The sequence below is a fragment of the Pseudomonas sp. NFACC04-2 genome (assembly GCF_900119265.1).
GTDB classification, from domain to species: domain Bacteria; phylum Pseudomonadota; class Gammaproteobacteria; order Pseudomonadales; family Pseudomonadaceae; genus Aquipseudomonas; species Aquipseudomonas fluorescens_AA.
In genome coordinates this window covers 91,587-110,143 of record NZ_FPJC01000013.1, presented here as the reverse complement: position 1 = coordinate 110,143, position 18,557 = coordinate 91,587, and the positions used below count along the sequence as shown (strand labels likewise).

Below are 18,557 nucleotides of genomic sequence, written 5' to 3'. Positions count from 1 at the left end.
ACAAGAGCCTGAAGAGAGCGAGCCCATGCCCAATAACAATAAAGAGCTGATCCTCAGCGCCCCCCTCAGCGGCCCGGTGCTCACCCTCGCCAACGTCCCGGACGCGGTGTTCGCCAGCGGCGCCATGGGCGATGGGATCGCCATCGACCCGCTGAACGACACCCTCTACGCGCCGTGCGACGCTGACGTGATCCACGTCGCCCGCACCGGCCACGCCGTGACCCTGCGGGCCGACAATGGCGCCGAACTGCTGCTGCACCTGGGTCTGGATACGGTCGAGCTGCAAGGCGACGGGTTTTCCATGCTGGTCAAGGAAGGTGCACGGGTCAGCCATGGCCAGCCGCTGCTGCGTTATGACGTGGATAAAGTGGCGCTGCGCTGCAAAAGCCTGGTCAGCCTGCTGGTCATCACCAACGGCGAGCATTTCCAGGCACGCCCCATCACGCTCAAAGGGGTGAAGGTCGGCGACCCGCTGTTGCACATCCTCGCCAAGACCGGCGGTCAGGCGGAACATCACGAACAGGACGGTGGCATTGAAGTGTTCGGCCAGGTCCGCATCGCCCATCGCGGCGGTCTTCACGCCCGCCCTGCGGCCCTAGTGCGCCAGACCGCGCAAGGCTTCAAGAGCCGCTCGCAGCTGCATTTCGGCGGCAAGTCGGCCTCCTGCGACAGCGTCATGGGCATGATGGGGCTGGCCATCACCGAACAGGCGCACGTGCACGTCAGTTGCCGGGGCTGCGATGCCGAGGCGGCGCTGCAAGCCTTGCTGGCGACCTTATCCACAGCCCTGGTGGAAGAGGCCCATGCCAGCGCGCCACCGCCCGCCCCCCCACGGGCTAATGCCGAAGCGGGCGTGTTGCACGGCGTATGTGCCGCGCCCGGCCTGGTGACTGGGCCGCTGGTTCGGTTGAATGGCATTCAATTGCCGGAAGACATCGGCGGCCATGTCATCGAAGACCAGCGACAACGCCTGAATGAAGCTCTAGCCCAGGTCCGTAGCGAGATCCACCTCACGCTGGAGCACGCCCGGGCCAGGCAGCACCGCGATGAAGAGGCGATCTTCAGTGCTCACCTGGCGCTGCTGGAAGACCCGGTACTGCTGGATGCCGCCGGCCTCTTCATCGAACAAGGCAGTGCCGCGCCCCACGCCTGGAGCCGTTCCATCGACGCCCAATGCCAGGTCCTGCAACAATTGGGCAGCACGCTGCTGGCCGAGCGCGCCAACGACTTGCGTGACTTGCGCCAACGGGTCCTGCGGGCGTTGCTCGGTGGAGCCTGGCAATTCGACGTCGCGGCGGACGCCATCGTCGCCGCCCAGGAGCTGACCCCGTCGGACCTGCTGCAACTCAGCGCCCAAGGCGTGGCCGGTGTGTGCATGGTCGAGGGCGGCGCAACGTCCCATGTGGCGATCCTGGCCCGAGGCAAAGGCCTGCCGTGCCTGGTGGCGCTGGGCGAAGCACTGCTTGCACAGGCACCAGGGCAATCGGTGGTGCTGGACGCAGACGGTGGCCGCCTCGAACTCATGCCAACCGCGGAGCGCCTGGCGCAGGTGCAGCAAGCACAGAGCCGACGCACGGCCCTGCGCGCCCAACAACAGACCCTCGCCCACACGCCGGCGCGAACCGTCGATGGCGTGGAGGTTGAAGTCGCCGCTAACGTGGCCTCCAGCGCCGAAGCCGGCGCAGGCTTGGCCAACGGTGCCGATGGCGTTGGCTTGTTGCGCACCGAATTTCTCTTCGTCGACCGCCACACCGCTCCTGACGAAGAAGAGCAGCGCCAGGCCTATCAAGCCGTACTCGATGCCATGGGCGACAGGCCGGTGATCATTCGCACCATCGACGTGGGCGGCGACAAGCAACTGGACTACCTGCCGCTGCCGAGCGAAGCCAACCCTGTACTGGGCCTGCGGGGCATTCGCCTGGCCCAGGTGCGACCAGATCTGCTCGACCAGCAACTGCGCGCCTTGCTGCAAACCCGTCCGCTGGACCGCTGCCGGATCCTGTTGCCCATGGTCACCGAAGTCGACGAACTGCTGCACATCCGCCAACGCCTCGATGCCCTTGGCACCGAACTGGGCCTGGGCGAACGCCCGCAATTGGGGGTAATGATCGAAGTGCCGGCCGCCGCGTTGCTGGCCGAGCAATTGGCCGAACATGCGGATTTCCTCTCCATTGGCACCAATGACCTGTCGCAATACACCCTGGCCATGGACCGCGACCACGCCGGCCTCGCCGCCCGGGTCGATGCCCTGCATCCGGCACTGCTGCGGCTGATCGCCCAGACCTGCGCCGGTGCCGCCAAGCATGGGCGTTGGGTCGGCGTGTGCGGGGCCCTGGCCTCGGACCCGTTGGCCACGCCCGTACTGATCGGCCTGGGTGTACGCGAACTGTCGGTCAGCCCGCCGCAGATCGGCGAAATCAAGGACCGCGTGCGCCACCTCGACGCCGCGCAGTGCGCTCGCTTGAGCAGCGAACTGCTGAACCTGGGCAGCGCACTCGCGGTACGCCGTGCCTGCCATCAACACTGGCCCCTGGGCTGAGCCACGTCGAAGAACAATAAAGGGAGAGACGCCATGTACCAGCATTTCATCGAAGGGCTGCAACGCCTCGGCCGGGCACTGATGCTGCCCATCGCGATCCTGCCCATCGCCGGCCTGTTGCTGCGCCTGGGCGACACCGACCTGTTGAACATCGCCATCATCCACGACGCCGGCCAGGCGATTTTCGCCAACCTGGCGATGATCTTCGCCATCGGTATCGCCGTGGGCTTCGCCCGGGACAACAACGGTACGGCGGGGTTGGCCGGGGCCATCGGCTACCTGGTGATGATCGCCACCCTGAAGGTGCTCGATGCCAGCATCAATATGGGCATGCTCGCCGGGATCATCAGCGGCCTGCTGGCGGGGGCGCTGTATAACCGCTTCAAGGACATCAAGCTGCCGGAATACCTGGCGTTCTTTGGTGGTCGGCGCTTCGTGCCGATTGTCACCGGCTTCAGCGCCGTCGGGCTGGGCGTGGTGTTCGGCCTTATCTGGCCGCCGATCCAGCAGGGTATCAACGGTTTCGGCGCCTTGCTGATGGAAAGCGGCAGTTTCGGCGCCTTCGTGTTCGGGGTGTTCAATCGATTGCTGATCGTCACCGGCCTGCACCACATCCTCAATAACATGGCCTGGTTCATCTTCGGCAGTTTCACCGACCCCGCCACCGGTGCGGTGGTCACCGGTGACCTGAGCCGTTATTTCGCCGGCGACCCCAAGGGCGGCCAATTCATGACCGGCATGTTCCCGGTGATGCTCTTCGGCCTGCCCGCCGCGTGCCTGGCGATGTACCGCAATGCCTTGCCCCAGCGGCGCAAGGTCATGGGTGGGATCCTGCTGTCCATGGCGCTGACCTCGTTTCTGACCGGTGTCACCGAGCCGATCGAGTTCGCCTTCATGTTCCTCGCGCCCCTGTTGTTCCTGGCCCATGCGCTGCTCACCGGTGTATCGATGGCAGTAACCAATCTGCTGGACATTCACCTGGGCTTTACCTTCTCCGGCGGCTTCATCGACATGGTCCTGGGCTGGGGCAAATCCACCAACGGCTGGTTGGTCGTCCCGGTGGGCCTGGCCTATGCGGCAATCTATTACCTGGTGTTCGACTTCTGCATCCGCCGCTTCGACCTCAAGACCCCGGGGCGTGAAGAGGTGCCGGCAGGCGATAAACCGGCCATCGCCGAAAACCAGCGGGCAGCGGCCTACATCCAGGCATTGGGCGGCGCCGACAACCTGATCACCATCGGTGCCTGCACCACGCGCTTGCGGCTGGACATGGTGGATCGCAACAAGGCGTCCGACGCCCAGCTCAAGGCCCTCGGCGCCATGGCCGTGGTACGCCCCGGTAACGGCGGGAGCCTGCAGGTGGTGGTGGGGCCGATGGCCGACAGCATTGCCGATGAAATCCGCCTGGCGGTGCCCTCCTCCATTCGCCCGATCACCGCGCCGGTGCCGAATGTCCCTGCACCGACCACACCTGCCGCCCTTTCCAGCACCGAAGCGCAACAATGGCTGGACGCCCTCGGAGGCCAGGACAATGTCCTGCAACTCGAGTGCGTGGCGACGAGCCGGCTACGGGTGCGGCTGGCCGATGACAAGGGCTTGTCGGAAAGCCGGCTCAAAGGGTTGGGGTGTCAGGGCATAAGCCCGTTGGAGGGTGGCGTCTGGCACCTGCTGCTGGGGGAAAAGGCACCGAGGTTATGGCAGGCGTTGGATGGCTTGACGCATGACCGCAAGGTCGATGCAGGGGCCTAGCACCCCGTATTCTACCGGGATTTTTGTATTCTTCTTTCGATTGATCGCGAGCAAGCTCGCTCCCACAGTGGTTGGGTGTTATTCACAAAACTGTGATCGACACCTGCCTCGTGTGGGAGCGAGCTTGCTCGCGATGAGGCCGGTACTTATTGCATCAAGCCCGAATCTGTACCCAACCGAAAAGTTATCTAGCGCGATCCCTCGACAAAACCCTCGATTAAAGGTCATCGACCAAGTCCTCGCTACTGTCATAAACAACAGATAACAAATAATTCAGACCAGTAACAGTCAACAAAGACAACCTGATATTCGCGCCCGTACCCAACTGCGAATCCTGTTACAAAGTAGGTTCTTACAGCCCAGCACAGTCATCTACTCTCACACTTACGCAGTGTACCGAGGCACACCCCAGCGTCGCCTTCGCACTGCGCAATCGATAATTAAACTGTCAATTCGAAGAATAGGTCGTAATGAAGTATGTGATTCGATTGACATCCTCGTTTCAGGTGAGGTGTCCACATCATGAGTAGAAGCAGCGGGTTTATACGGGCGGCGACTGTCGCCATGGTATTGCCAAGTACCTGGCAAGCGAGCCCCAATGCGTGGGCAACGACCCAGGACTCGGCACAGAAGGATGAACCTTGGTACCAGGCCTGGCTCCAGGTCACGGCGGATCCCAGCGTGGATATCCGCAAGACCCAACCCTTATTGCGCTGGCGGACCGACCTGGACACGCTCTATCGGGGAGACACCACCAATCAAGGCCTTGAGGCCTTCCAGGACGGCTTGCTACCCAAATCCGTGACTTTTCCCGAAGATACCTGGATGTACGACTGGTTCAAGCATGGGGCCGGGGCCCAGCGCTCGGTCTACAGCAGTACGACGCGTAGCCAGCGTATCGCCCAGAGCTTCGCCAACGAATGGGTATTCGAATTCAAGGCCCCCCATGGCATCGACCAACAGGAATCGGGGGGACCTATTATCGGCGAGGAAGAGATCAGCTACCCCGGCGGGGTCAAAGGGCACTTCATCAAGCAGGCCTGCAAGAAAACCGACCTGACCGATTGCATCGCCAACCCGGGTTACCGCGAACCCTCCGGTGACGAGACGATGCTGGAAGTCGCAGCGACGCCCATCGATTTGAGCAAGATCACCCCGCCAGAAGGCCTGGCCTGGGTGACGAACAAAGAATCCCTCTGGGCGGTAGGCTCCTCGAGGATCAACCCTGTGCAAGGGGCGGACGCACTGGCCAGTGGGTTACGGGCAAGAAACTCGCAACCACCGGTCTTGCGTTGGGCGAGCAGCCCGGAGTCTCCTTCCGTTCAATCGGTCATCGTGGCGTTTCATGACTATAGCGACGCCAAGATCTGGGCGGTCACGGAAGCGGCAAACGGTGGCTGGGTGTATGAGGTCAGGCCCAACAGCGTGGCGGTGGATCTGTCAGGGGAGTACACCGGCAACCGTCCAGGCGCCTTCGCATTCATCGGCGGTATCAAGGGCGGGCTATTGATTAATGCTCGCCGGTTTGAGAAAGGTGTGAGCGAACCGGTCGAGTGCATCGGCATTGAAAAAGAAGCTTGCCGGCTCGAAAACCGGCATCAATAGACGGGCTAGGTAGAGCCCCTGTGGGAGCGGGCTTGCTCGCGAAGAGGCCAGTACATCCAACATCAATGCAAGCTGACCCGACGCCTTCGCGGGCAAGCCCACTCCCACAGTTCATTGGCGTCGAGCACATATTTTCGGTCCCTGGAGGCTCGCTCCCACAGTTTCTGGATCCACTGGAACGTGGGAATCGGCTTGCGCTGGCGGGCATGGTTTTAGCTCTTAAACAAAAAACCCGCTGATTGAATCAGCGGGTTCCTCATTCGACGCGCGAAGGATCAGAAATCCTCCAGTCGCCATACTTCATACGCCGGCGTCTGGTAGGGATGGCTTTGTTTCAGCGCGTTCACCACCCCACGAATCAGCTCATCGGCAACGACAAGCTCTACCTTCCACTCCTCGATCTGCTCGACCTGCCCCACCTCGCCAATGAACGGCTGGCTGCCGTCCAAAGGGCGGAACTGGCCCAGGCCCAACACTTGCCAGGCACAGTGGTCATAGTCGCCGATTCGCCCGCCACCGGCAGCGAATACGGCGTTCTTGACCTCGTCCACGTGACTGGCCGGGACGAAGAAGCAGAGCTTGTACACCGTCTTAGTTCACCCAGACGCGGGCGTTACGGAACATGCGCATCCAGGGTGCGTCTTCGTTCCAGTCGTCCGAACGCCACGAGTTCTGCACCGCGCGGAACACCCGCTCCGGGTGCGGCATCATGATCGTGACACGGCCGTCGCGGCTGGTCAGGCCGGTGATCCCGCGCGGCGAGCCGTTCGGGTTGGCCGGGTAGGTTTCGGTGACCTTGCCATGGTTGTCGACAAACCGCAGCGACACGCAACCGGACAGGTCGGCTTCGAGCAAGGCTTCTTCGCTTTCGAATTCCGCGTGGCCTTCGCCGTGGGCGATAGCGATCGGCATGCGCGAACCGGCCATGCCCTGCAGGAAGATCGAGTTCGATTCCTGCACCTGGACCATCGCCACGCGCGCTTCGAACTGCTCGGAACGGTTACGCACGAAGTGCGGCCAGAACTCGCTGCCCGGAATCAACTCGTGCAGGTTGGACATCATCTGGCAACCGTTGCACACGCCGAGTGTGAAACTGTCGGTGCGCTCGAAGAAGCCTTGGAACGCGTCGCGGGCGCGGCTGTTGAACAGCGCCGACTTGGCCCAGCCCTCACCGGCACCGAGCACATCTCCGTAGGAGAAACCGCCGCAGGCGACCATGCCCTTGAAGTCGTTCAGGTCGACACGACCGGCCAGGATGTCGCTCATGTGCACGTCGATCGCGTTGAAGCCGGCACGGTCGAACGCCGCCGCCATCTCCACCTGGCCGTTGACGCCCTGCTCACGCAGGACCGCCACTTGTGGGCGAATGCCTTTTTTGATGTAGGGCGCCGCCACGTCGTGGTTGACGTCGTAGCTGAGCTTGGCACTCAGGCCCGGGTTGTCTTCTTCCAGCAGCGCGTCGAATTCCTGCTCGGCACACTCGGCGTTGTCGCGCAGGCGCTGGATCTGGTAACTGGTTTCAGCCCACTGGCGCTGCAACAGGCGGCGCTGGCCTTCAAAGACGGTGTCGCCGTTGAAGGTGATGTTGATGTGGGCGTTGTTGATCGGCTGGCCGATCACCGAGACGCAATCGGCCAGACCGGCGGCGCTGAACTGGGCGAGGATGTCCGGGGTAGCGTCCTGGCGAACCTGGATCACCGCGCCCAACTCTTCGTTGAACAGGATGGCCGGGATTTCAGCCGTGGACTCGGCAACGCTGTCGAGGGTCAGGCTCAGGCCGCAATGCCCGGCGAAGGCCATTTCCACCACGGTGGTCAGCAAACCACCGTCGGAACGGTCGTGGTAGGCCAGCAGATGACCGTCGGCGTTGAGGCCTTGGATGACGGCGAAGAACGCCTTCAGGTCTTCGGCATCGTCGACGTCCGGCGCTTGCGAACCGAGCTTGCCATGCACCTGGGCCAGGATCGAGGCGCCCATGCGGTTCTGGCCACGGCCCAGGTCGATCAGGATCAGGTCGGTGGTGCCCTTGTCCATGCGCAGTTGCGGGGTCAGGGTCTGGCGGATGTCGGTGACCGGGGCGAAACCGGTCACGATCAGCGACAGCGGCGAGGTCACGCTCTTGTCCACGCCTTCGTCGTTCCAGCGCGTGGCCATGGACATGGAGTCCTTGCCCACCGGAATGGTGATGCCCAGCTCAGGGCACAGCTCCATGCCGACAGCCTTGACGGTGTCGTACAGGCGGGCGTCTTCACCCGGGTGGCCGGCGGCGGACATCCAGTTGGCCGACAGCTTGATGTCGGAAATCTTGCCGATGCGCGAAGCCGCGATGTTGGTCAGGGTCTCGCCGATCGCCATGCGACCCGAGGCCGGGGCATCCAGCAGCGCCAGCGGCGTGCGCTCGCCCATCGCCATGGCTTCGCCGGTGTAGACGTCGAAGCTGGTGGCGGTCACGGCCACGTCGGCCACCGGCACCTGCCATGGGCCGACCATCTGATCACGGGCCACAAGGCCGGTGATGGTGCGGTCGCCGATGGTGATCAGGAAGCTCTTGCTCGCCACGGCCGGGTGATGCAGTACACGTTCGATGGACTCGGCGAGGTCGAGGGTGGACGGATCGAAATCATCGCCCAGCTCCGCTTCGCGAACCGCCGAACGGTGCATGCGCGGGGCCTTGCCCAGCAGCACTTCCAGCGGCATGTCCACCGGACTGTTGCCGAAGTGGCTGTCGGTGACGGTCAGTTGCGGCTCGGCGGTGGCTTCCCCCACTACCGCGAACGGGCAGCGTTCACGCTCGCAGATGGCCTGGAAGCGTTCGAAGTCGGCTGGGCCGACCGCCAGGACGTAACGTTCCTGGGATTCGTTGCTCCAGATTTCGTGCGGGGCCATGCCCGGCTCGTCGTTCGGAATGTTGCGCAGTTCGAAGCGACCACCGCGGCCACCGTCGTTGACCAATTCCGGGAAGGCGTTGGACAGGCCGCCGGCGCCGACGTCGTGGATGAAGCTGATGGGGTTGTGTTCACCCAACTGCCAGCAACGGTCGATGACTTCCTGGCAACGGCGTTCCATTTCCGGGTTTTCCCGCTGGACCGAGGCGAAGTCCAGGTCGGCCGAGCTGGTGCCGGTGGCCATGGAGGACGCCGCGCCGCCACCCAGGCCGATCAACATGGCCGGGCCGCCGAGGACGATCAGCTTGGAGCCGACCAGGATCTCGCCTTTCTGCACGTGTTCGGCGCGGATGTTGCCCATGCCGCCCGCGAGCATGATCGGCTTGTGGTAACCACGGACTTCTTCACCACGGGGGGTGCTGATGGACTGTTCGAAGGTACGGAAGTAGCCGGTCAGGGCCGGACGACCGAATTCGTTGTTGAACGCCGCGCCCCCCAGGGGACCTTCGATCATGATGTCGAGGGCGTTGACGATACGCTCAGGCTTGCCGTAGGGCTTTTCCCACGGCTGTTCGAAGCCTGGGATCTGCAGATTCGACACGGTGAAGCCGGTCAGGCCGGCCTTGGGCTTGGCGCCACGCCCGGTGGCGCCTTCGTCGCGGATCTCGCCACCGGAACCGGTGGACGCACCCGGGAACGGCGCAATGGCGGTCGGGTGGTTGTGGGTCTCGACCTTCATCAGGATGTGCACCGGCTCCTGGACCGCACCGTACTGGCGGGTCTCGGGGTTCGGGTAGAAGCGACCGGCAACGTTGCCGACGATCACCGCCGCATTGTCCTTGTAGGCCGACAGCACACCTTCGTTATGCATCTGATAGGTGTTCTTGATCATGCCGAACAGGCTTTTTTCCTGGCTCTGGCCGTCAATGTCCCAACTGGCGTTGAAGATCTTGTGGCGGCAGTGCTCGGAGTTGGCCTGGGCGAACATCATCAGTTCGATGTCGTGCGGGTTGCGCTTCAAGCCCTGGAAGGCATTGACCAGGTAATCGATCTCGTCTTCGGCCAGGGCCAGGCCCAGTTCGGCGTTGGCTTTTTCCAGTGCGGCACGGCCGCCGCCCAGTACGTCGATGGCCGTCAGCGGCTTGGGTTCGGCGTGGCTGAACAGACCGGCGGCCTGCTCCAGGTTGCCCAGCACGACTTGGGTCATGCGGTCATGCAGGCCTTCGGCGATCAACCGGGCCTCGGCCTCGCTGAACTCACCGGCGACATAAAAGGCAATGCCGCGCTCCAGGCGCTGGATCTTCGCCAGGCCGCAATTGCGGGCGATGTCGCTGGCCTTGCTCGACCACGGCGAAATGGTGCCGAAACGCGGCAGCACCAGGAACAGGCGACCGGCCGGCTCCTGGACAGGAACACTGGGGCCGTACTTCAGAAGGCGCGCGAGCACCTGCTGTTCGTCGCCGGTCAAACCGCCGGTGACTTCGGCGAAGTGAGCGAATTCAGCATACAAGCCACTGACAGCCGGAACCTTTTGGGTCAGTTGCTCAAGGAGTTTGCTGTGGCGAAAGGCAGAAAGGGCAGGAGCGCCGCGCAGGATCAACATCTTCGGGACAGCCTCGGGAAGGGGGTGTGCTTTGAGGCCGTGCATTCTAGCCTAAACCGCCGGCAACGGCACCCGAAACGGCACGCACGGTGCTGGCCGAATGTCGGTCTTTGCACATACGGAGGTATTGGGCCCCCGCACCAAGGTGCCCACAGAGATATTTTTCAGCGGTGCAAAGCCCGCCGCACCCCGGCCGGCCGGTGTTGCGGACATGTTTTGCAACTGCTAGCAGACTGGCCTTTTGCTGTCGAGATATGGCGGTAGGGGCCGTTTGCGTATACTGCGCAGATGTTTTCCCCAACGGCTTTGCGTCCGCGATATGCCAAATGGCTGATCGCAACCGGACTCTTCCTGGTGCTCAGTGGTTGTGTTGAGAAACCCAACACACTGGAGCGCGTAAAGGAGGATGGCGTGCTGCGGGTGGTTACCCGAAACAGCCCTGCCACCTACTTCCAGGATCGCAACGGTGAAACCGGCTTCGAGTACGAGCTGGTGAAACGCTTCGCCGACGATTTGGGGGTGGAGCTGAAGATCGAGACCGCTGACAACCTCGACGACCTGTTCAGCCAGATCGGCAAGCCCAACGGCCCGGTATTGGCGGCCGCGGGCCTGGTCAGCAGCGAACAGCGCAAGAAGCAGGTGCGGTTTTCCCACGCCTACCTGGAAGTCACTCCGCAGGTCATCTACCGCAACGGCCAGTCGCGCCCCACCGACGCAGCGGCCCTGGCGGGCAAGAAGATCATGGTGCTCAAGGGCAGCACCCACGCCGAACAACTGGCACAGTTGAAGCAGCAATACCCGGGCATCGAATACGAAGAGTCCGACGCGGTTGAAGTGGTCGACCTGCTACGCATGGTCGACGAGGGCCAGATCGACCTCACCTTGGTGGACTCCAACGAAGTGGCGATGAACCAAGTGTACTTCCCCAATGTGCGCGTGGCCTTCGACCTCGGCGATGCCCGCAGCCAGAGCTGGGCAGTGGCCCCAGGTGAAGACAACAGCCTGCTCAACGAGATCAACAGCTACCTCGACAAAGTGCAGAAGAACGGCACGCTGCAACGCCTCAAGGACCGCTACTACGGCCACGTCGATGTCCTCGGCTACATGGGCGCCACCACGTTCGCCCAGCACCTGCAACAACGCCTGCCCAAATACGAACAGCACTTCAAGGCCTACGCCAAGCAGGAAAAAGTCGATTGGCGCCTGCTGGCCGCGATCGGCTATCAAGAGTCGCTGTGGCAACCGGCAGTCACGTCCAAGACCGGCGTGCGCGGCCTGATGATGCTGACCCAGAACACCGCCCAGGCCATGGGCGTGTCCAACCGCCTGGACCCGAAGCAAAGCATCATGGGCGGCGCCAAGTACCTGGCCTACATGAAGGACCAACTGGACGAAAGCATCGAGGAGCCCGACCGCACCTGGTTCGCCCTGGCTGCCTACAACGTTGGCAGCGGCCACCTGGACGACGCCCGCAAACTGGCGGCCAAGGAAGGACTGAATCCGGACAAGTGGCTGGATGTGAAGAAGATCCTGCCGCGCTTGTCCCAGAAACAGTGGTACAGCAAGACTCGCTACGGCTACGCCCGGGGCGGCGAACCGGTGCATTTCGTGGCGAACATCCGCCGCTACTACGACATCCTGACCTGGGTCACGCAGCCACAGCTCGAAGGCGACCAGGTGGCCGAGGGCAACCTGCACGTGCCGGGCGTGGACAAGAGCAAGCCGAACCAGGAATCCCCGCAGCTTTAATTAAGTCACCACATCCTCTGTGGGAGCGAGCTTGCTCGCGATGAGGGCCTGACCTTCAGCATTGATGTTGACTGTCAGTCCGCTATCGCGAGCAAGCTCGCTCTCACAGGGGATGGTGGCTGCGGTCAGGACTTGGCGGCAGCCAGGATCAGCGCTTTCATTTCCGCCACCGCCGACTTGAACCCGACGAACAACGCATGGGCCACCAGCGCGTGGCCGATGTTCAGCTCGTTGATGCCCTTGATGGCCGCGACGGCTTCGACGTTGTGGTAGTGCAGGCCATGGCCGGCGTTGACGATCAAGCCCTGGGCCAGGCCAAAGGCAACGCCATCGGCGACCCGCTGCAGCTCGTCAGCCACGTCGGTGGGGGTTTCAGCATCGGCGTAACGACCGGTGTGCAGTTCAATGGCCGGGGCGCCGACCCGCTTGGACGCTTCGATCTGCCGTTCGTCGGCATCGATGAACAGCGATACCTCGGCACCGATCTTCGACAGACGTTCCACCGCCAGGCTGATCCGCGATTCCTGTCCCGCTACGTCGAGGCCGCCTTCGGTGGTCAGCTCCTGGCGCGTCTCCGGCACCAGGCAGATGTGCGCCGGGCGGATGAGCTCAGCGAACGCCATCATTTCTTCGGTCACGCCCATTTCGAAGTTCATGCGGGTTTGCAGCACGTCCTTGAGCAGCAGCACGTCGCGCTCCTGAATGTGGCGACGGTCTTCGCGCAGGTGCACGGTGATGCCGTCGGCCCCCGCCTCTTCCGCGTCCAGCGCGGCCTTGACCGGATCCGGGTAGCGCGTACCGCGGGCCTGGCGCAGGGTGGCGACATGGTCGATGTTCACGCCGAGAAGAATGCGATTGCTGGTGCTCACAAAAAGGCTCCTGAAGGGACAGATAGTCGGCTCACAGCATACGGGTTGATCAGGGCTTGCGAAACAGCTCGCGACTGACCAGGGGCCGACCGCCCAGATGCACGGCCAGGGCTTGGCGCATCAGACGCTTGGCCGCCGACAAGGCACCCGGCGCGCTCCAGTCGGCCTCGGCCATGGCCAGCAGCTCGGCGCCATTGAACAGCCCCGGTTGCAGCAGGTAGACCCGCTCCAGGCCAGCATCCACTTGCAAACGGTAGAGGCCGTCGGCGGCGATGGGTTCGCCGTGCAGGTCGGTGCTCAAGGCGAAGCCATAGCCCAGGTCATCCAGCAGCCGCCATTCGAACGAACGCAGCAGCGGCTCCAGCGGACGGCCTTCGGCCAGGGCCAGCAACGTGGCGGCGTAGTGGTCGAAGACGGCCGGGTGAGGATCTTCGGCGGGCAGCAGGCGGATCAGCAGTTCATTGAGGTACAAGCCGCTGAACAACGCCTCGCCGTTGAGCCAGGCGGCGACGCCGTTGCTTTCCATGCGCCCGACATTCTTCAACTCGCCCCGCCCGCGAAACTCGACTTCCAGCGGCACGAACGGCCGCGCCAGCGTCCCGGCCTTGCCCCGCGCTCCCCGCAACACCGCCCGCAGCCGCCCTTGGGGCGTGAGGAAGTCCACCAGGGCACTGCTTTCGCGGTAGGCGCGGCTGTGGAGAACGTAGGCGGGTTGGCCGGTGGGTTGGGTTGGGGACATGGAAATGGAGTCTCGCTGACGGAGCACAATTTTATAAACGACCCCAAACCAATGTGGGAGCGGGCTTGCTCGCGAATGCGGTGTGTCAGTTAACAATGATGTCGACTGACAGGACGCATTCGCGAGCAAGCCCGCTCCCACAAGGTCCGTGGTGTACTGCCGGATGGATTACAGGTCGCCGTAACCCAACGAACGCAGCGCACGCTCGTCATCGGACCAGCCGCCCTTCACCTTGACCCACAGGTTGAGCATGATCTTGGAGTCGAACAGCAGCTCCATGTCCTTGCGCGCCTCGGTGCCGATGCGCTTGATGCGCTCGCCCTTGTCACCAATGATGATTTTCTTCTGACCGTCACGTTCGACGAGGATCAGCGCATGAATGTGCAGGGTCTTGCCCTGTTGCTTGAACTCTTCGATCTCGACCGTGATCTGGTACGGCAGCTCGGCGCCCATCTGTCGCATGATTTTCTCGCGCACCAGTTCGGCGGCGAGGAAACGGCTGCTGCGGTCGGTGATCTGGTCTTCAGGGAAGAAATGATCGTTTTCCGGCAGGTGTTCGGCAATCACCCGCTCCAGCGCGTCGAGGTTATGGCCGTGCTGGGCAGAGATCGGGATGATCTGGGCGTTGGGCAACTGTTCCTGCAACCAGGACAGGTGCGGCATCAGTTCAGCCTTGTCTTCGATGCGGTCGGTCTTGTTCAGTGCCACGATCAGCGGGCCGGTGACGTACTGGACACGCTCGAGGACCATCTGGTCTTCTTCGGTCCATTTGGTGCGATCGACCACGAAGATCACCACGTCGACGTCTTTCAACGCCGCCGAGGCCGTCTTGTTCATGTAGCGGTTCAAGGCCTTTTCGCCACCCTTGTGCATGCCCGGGGTGTCGACGTAGATCGCCTGCACGGCGCCTTCGGTCTTGATGCCCAGCATGTTGTGGCGAGTGGTCTGGGGCTTGCGCGAGGTGATCGCCAGTTTCTGGCCCAGGATGTGGTTCAGCAGCGTGGACTTGCCCACGTTCGGCCGACCGACAATGGCGACATAGCCGCAGCGGGTGACGGTTGTATCAGTCATTGCCATTCTCCACGCCGAGGGCAATCAGTGCTGCGGCGGCCGCTACCTGTTCGGCAATACGACGGCTCACACCCTGACCCCGGCTTTTTTCATTCAGTAGGACAACTTCGCATTCGACGAAGAAGGTTCGGCAATGCGGCTCACCCTGGATATCCACCACTTCATAGCGCGGCAGTTCGCAACTGCGCGATTGCAGGAATTCCTGCAAACGGGTCTTCGGATCCTTGTTGGTGTCCACCAGCGTCAGGCTGTCAATCTCTGAAGTCAGCCAGGCCAGCACGCGTTCGCGCGCCATGTCCATGCCTGAGTCCAGGTAGATCGCGCCAATCAACGCTTCCAAGGCATCGGCCAGAATCGACTCGCGACGGAAACCGCCGCTTTTCAATTCACCGGAGCCCAGGCGCAGGTATTCGCCCAGGTCGAAACCACGGGCCAGTACGGCCAGGGTCTCACCTTTTACCAAACGCGCGCGCAAACGCGACAACTGGCCTTCGCGGGCCAGCGGGAAGCGCTCGAACAGCGCCTCACCGGCCACGAAATTGAGGATGGCATCACCGAGGAATTCCAGGCGCTCGTTGTTGCGCCCGGCAAAACTGCGGTGAGTGAGGGCCAGGAGCATCAGGTCCGGGTCCTTGAAGGTGTAGCCGAGCTGACGCTCGAGACGGCTGAGAGAAACGCTCACGGTTTACCCACGCTGAGTTCGTGGCTGGATTCCACCGCCACGGTGGCAAGGCACCGTTGGCTTGGGACAATTAACGCTGTGTTCAAAAATGACGTCCTGACTATCGTTGGCTTCATGCCTCCGGGCAACCTTGTGCAGGCTCCAGAAAAGCATTCGGCGCTGTGTTCAACAGCGCCGTGTGGGATTACTTGATCAGGCCAACCCGCGAGAAATTCGGCAGGTGGCTGAGTTTGGGTTCCGGCCAGCTCATCCAGACCGCAAAGGCCTTGCCGACGATGTTCCGGTCCGGGACCATGCCCAGCAGGTCCTTGGGAATGTTCGGATCATCCCAGTAACGGCTGTCGTTGGAGTTGTCGCGGTTGTCACCCATCATGAAATAGTGCCCCGCCGGCACGGTCCACGAACGGTCTGGCGTTGCGCGGTAGCGGCTCATTTCCTTGCGGATCAGGTGTTCGGCCTCGCCGAGTTTTTCCCGATAGAGTTCGGCACTGCCCAACGTACCCGGCTCGGAGCCAAGCAATTGTTCGGCCACTGATTCGCCATTGACGAACAGACGCTTGTCGGCAGTGTAGCGGATCGTGTCGCCTGGCAAGCCGACCACGCGCTTGATGTAGTTGACGTTCGGGTCGCTCGGGAAGCGGAACACCATGACATCGCCGCGTTGCGGATCACCCACCTCGATGACTTTCTTGTCGATCACCGGCAGGCGGATTCCGTAGGAGAACTTGTTCACCAGAATGAAATCGCCCACATCCAGGGTCGGCTTCATCGAACCGGACGGAATCTGGAACGGCTCCACCAGGAACGAGCGCAGCACCAGGACGATGAACAGCACCGGGAAGAACGACTTGCCGTATTCGACCAGCAGCGGTTCCTTGCTGAGCTTTTCGATCACCACACCATCAGGCTGGCTGACGCTGCCCTGATAAGAGGCGATGGCCGCCCGGCGCCGAGGCGCCAGGAACAACAGATCAAGCAACGCCAACAGGCCGCAGACAAACACGGCGATAACCAGCAACAGCGGGAAATTTAGCGACATAGGACCTAACTATCCAACCTGAGCACCGCAAGGAAGGCTTCCTGTGGAATTTCCACGTTACCGACCTGCTTCATGCGTTTTTTACCGGCCTTCTGCTTTTCCAACAGCTTGCGCTTACGGCTGACGTCGCCGCCGTAGCATTTGGCCAATACGTTCTTTCTGAGCGCCTTGACGGTTGTACGCGCCACAATCTGCCCGCCAATGGCGGCCTGGATTGCCACATCGAACATCTGCCGCGGAATCAGTTCCTTCATCTTCTCGGTCAATGCACGACCTTTGTAGTGCGCGTTGTCACGGTGCACGATCAATGCCAGGGCATCGACTTTCTCACCGTTGATCAGCACATCCAGTTTCACCAGATTAGCCGATTGGTAACGATCGAAATGATAGTCCAGCGAAGCATAGCCGCGACTGGTGGATTTGAGACGGTCGAAGAAGTCCAGCACCACTTCGTTCATCGGCAGGTCGTAGGTCACTTGGACCTGCGTGCCAAGGAACAGCATGTCGTGCTGTACGCCGCGTTTCTCGATGCACAGGGTAATGACGTTACCCAGGTGCTCCTGAGGCACAAGGATGTTGGCCCGCACGATCGGCTCGCGCATGTCTTCGATGGCCGACAGGTCCGGCAGCTTGGACGGGTTGTCGACGTAGAGGGTTTCGCCGTTCTTGAGCAGCAGCTCGAAGATTACCGTCGGTGCCGTGGTGATCAGGTCCAGGTCGTACTCGCGCTCCAGGCGCTCCTGGATGATTTCCATGTGCAACATGCCCAGGAACCCGCAGCGGAAACCGAAGCCCAGGGCGTCGGAGCTTTCCGGGGTGTATTGCAGGGACGAGTCGTTCAGGGTCAGCTTTTGCAGGGCTTCGCGGAAATCCTCGAAGTCGTCGGAGCTGACCGGGAACAGGCCGGCGTAGACCTGCGGTTGGATACGCTTGAAACCGGGCAGCACATCGACGTCGGGGGTGGAGCTCAAGGTCAGGGTATCGCCGACCGGCGCCCCGTGGATGTCCTTGATGCCGGCGATAATGAAGCCCACTTCGCCGGCCTTCAGGTCGACGGTGGCAGTATGTTTCGGGTTGAAGACCCCGACGCTGTCCACCAAGTGGATCTTGCCGGTGGACTTGACCAGGATCTTGTCGCCCTTTTTCACGCGGCCATGGCGCACGCGAACCAGGGAGACCACGCCCAGGTAGTTGTCGAACCAGGAGTCGATGATCAACGCTTGCAGCGGATCTTCGATGTTGCCGGTTGGCGCGGGGATGGTGGTGACCAGGCGTTCGAGCACTTCATCCACGCCCAGGCCGGTCTTGGCGCTGCAGGTGACCGCGTCGGTGGCGTCGATGCCGATGATTTTCTCGATTTCTTCCTTCACGCGGTCCGGATCGGCCTGGGGCAGGTCGATCTTGTTCAGCACCGGCATGACTTCCAGACCCTGCTCGATGGCCGTGTAGCAGTTGGCAACCGACTGTGCCTCGACGCCCTGGCCGGCATCGACCACCAGCAACGCCCCTTCACAGGCCGCCAGCGAGCGGCTGACTTCATAGGTGAAGTCGACGTGGCCCGGAGTATCGATGAAGTTCAGCTGATAAGTGACGCCGTCGCGGGCCTTGTAATAGAGGGTAACGCTGTGGGCCTTGATGGTGATCCCGCGCTCACGCTCGAGGTCCATGGAGTCCAGGACCTGGGCTTCCATTTCACGCTCGGCCAGGCCGCCGCACATCTGGATGAAGCGATCAGCCAGCGTCGACTTGCCATGGTCAATGTGGGCGATGATGGAGAAATTGCGGATATGACTCAAATCACTCACGGATCAACACTCAAAAAGGCTGCAGGCATGGCCCGCCGAAAAATAGCCGGGAATTGTACCTGATACAGACGCCATTGTGGCGAGGGGATTTATCCCCGCTGGGCTGCGAAGCAGCCCTCGACCTATCAGCCCTGGCGATGCGCCAGGGAGGATGCTGGGGACTGCTGGGCAGTCCAACGGGGATAAATCCCCTCGCCACATGAAGCCTGCTCGCCACAAGAA

12 protein-coding genes are annotated in these 18,557 nt (G+C 62.2%); 4 read left to right on the top strand and 8 right to left on the bottom strand.

Features of this window, described 5'->3' with window-relative positions; genetic code table 11:
- Positions 1-25: 25 nt before the first annotated feature.
- From ptsP to BT125_RS28940, 3 genes are all read left to right on the top strand, one after another.
- A complete protein-coding gene (ptsP, locus tag BT125_RS18230; RefSeq protein WP_072408992.1) occupies positions 26-2,539 on the top strand; it encodes a phosphoenolpyruvate--protein phosphotransferase in 2,514 nt (837 codons plus the stop codon).
- 33 nt (positions 2,540-2,572) lie between these two features.
- Positions 2,573-4,288, top strand: coding sequence for an N-acetylglucosamine-specific PTS transporter subunit IIBC (gene nagE / locus BT125_RS18225; RefSeq protein WP_072408989.1), 1,716 nt, complete (start codon positions 2,573-2,575; stop codon positions 4,286-4,288).
- Between the two features lie 522 nt (positions 4,289-4,810).
- Positions 4,811-5,893, top strand: a complete 1,083-nt coding sequence (locus tag BT125_RS28940; protein ID WP_139271752.1) for a scabin-related ADP-ribosyltransferase — start codon at positions 4,811-4,813, stop codon at positions 5,891-5,893.
- Positions 5,894-6,168: 275 nt separating this feature from the next.
- Here the strand turns inward: BT125_RS28940 and BT125_RS18215 are convergent, their stop codons facing one another.
- The gene (locus BT125_RS18215) at positions 6,169-6,480 is read right to left on the bottom strand and encodes a YqfO family protein (protein ID WP_072408985.1); all 312 of its coding nucleotides are present in this window, start codon (positions 6,478-6,480) and stop codon (positions 6,169-6,171) included.
- A 4-nt stretch (positions 6,481-6,484) separates the two neighbouring features.
- Entirely contained in the window at positions 6,485-10,381 is a 3,897-nt protein-coding gene (gene purL, locus BT125_RS18210) for a phosphoribosylformylglycinamidine synthase (RefSeq protein WP_072408983.1), read from the bottom strand.
- A gap of 288 nt (positions 10,382-10,669) precedes the next feature.
- On the opposite strand from purL, the gene mltF reads away from it, so the two are divergent.
- Complete coding sequence (gene mltF, locus BT125_RS18205) at positions 10,670-12,130, top strand: membrane-bound lytic murein transglycosylase MltF (RefSeq protein ID WP_072408982.1); 1,461 nt, start codon at positions 10,670-10,672, stop codon at positions 12,128-12,130.
- 125 nt (positions 12,131-12,255) lie between these two features.
- On the opposite strand, the gene pdxJ is transcribed toward mltF, so the two are convergent.
- From pdxJ to lepA, 6 genes are all read right to left on the bottom strand, one after another.
- Positions 12,256-12,999 carry a pyridoxine 5'-phosphate synthase gene (gene pdxJ / locus BT125_RS18200; protein ID WP_072408980.1) on the bottom strand — a complete coding sequence of 248 codons (744 nt, stop codon included), beginning with the start codon at positions 12,997-12,999 and terminating at the stop codon, positions 12,256-12,258.
- A gap of 49 nt (positions 13,000-13,048) precedes the next feature.
- A complete protein-coding gene (gene recO / locus BT125_RS18195; RefSeq protein ID WP_305882490.1) occupies positions 13,049-13,834 on the bottom strand; it encodes a DNA repair protein RecO in 786 nt (261 codons plus the stop codon).
- A gap of 72 nt (positions 13,835-13,906) precedes the next feature.
- Entirely contained in the window at positions 13,907-14,809 is a 903-nt protein-coding gene (gene era / locus BT125_RS18190; protein ID WP_072345611.1) for a GTPase Era, read from the bottom strand.
- The gene (gene rnc / locus BT125_RS18185; protein ID WP_060740811.1) at positions 14,802-15,491 is read right to left on the bottom strand and encodes a ribonuclease III; all 690 of its coding nucleotides are present in this window, start codon (positions 15,489-15,491) and stop codon (positions 14,802-14,804) included. Before rnc ends, era begins: the two co-directional genes overlap by 8 nt.
- Before the next feature lie 184 nt (positions 15,492-15,675).
- On the bottom strand, positions 15,676-16,530 hold the full coding sequence (lepB, locus tag BT125_RS18180) for a signal peptidase I (protein WP_072408976.1): 855 nt from the start codon (positions 16,528-16,530) through the stop codon (positions 15,676-15,678).
- Positions 16,531-16,535: 5 nt separating this feature from the next.
- Entirely contained in the window at positions 16,536-18,335 is a 1,800-nt protein-coding gene (gene lepA / locus BT125_RS18175; RefSeq protein ID WP_060740809.1) for a translation elongation factor 4, read from the bottom strand.
- Positions 18,336-18,557 lie beyond the last annotated feature (222 nt).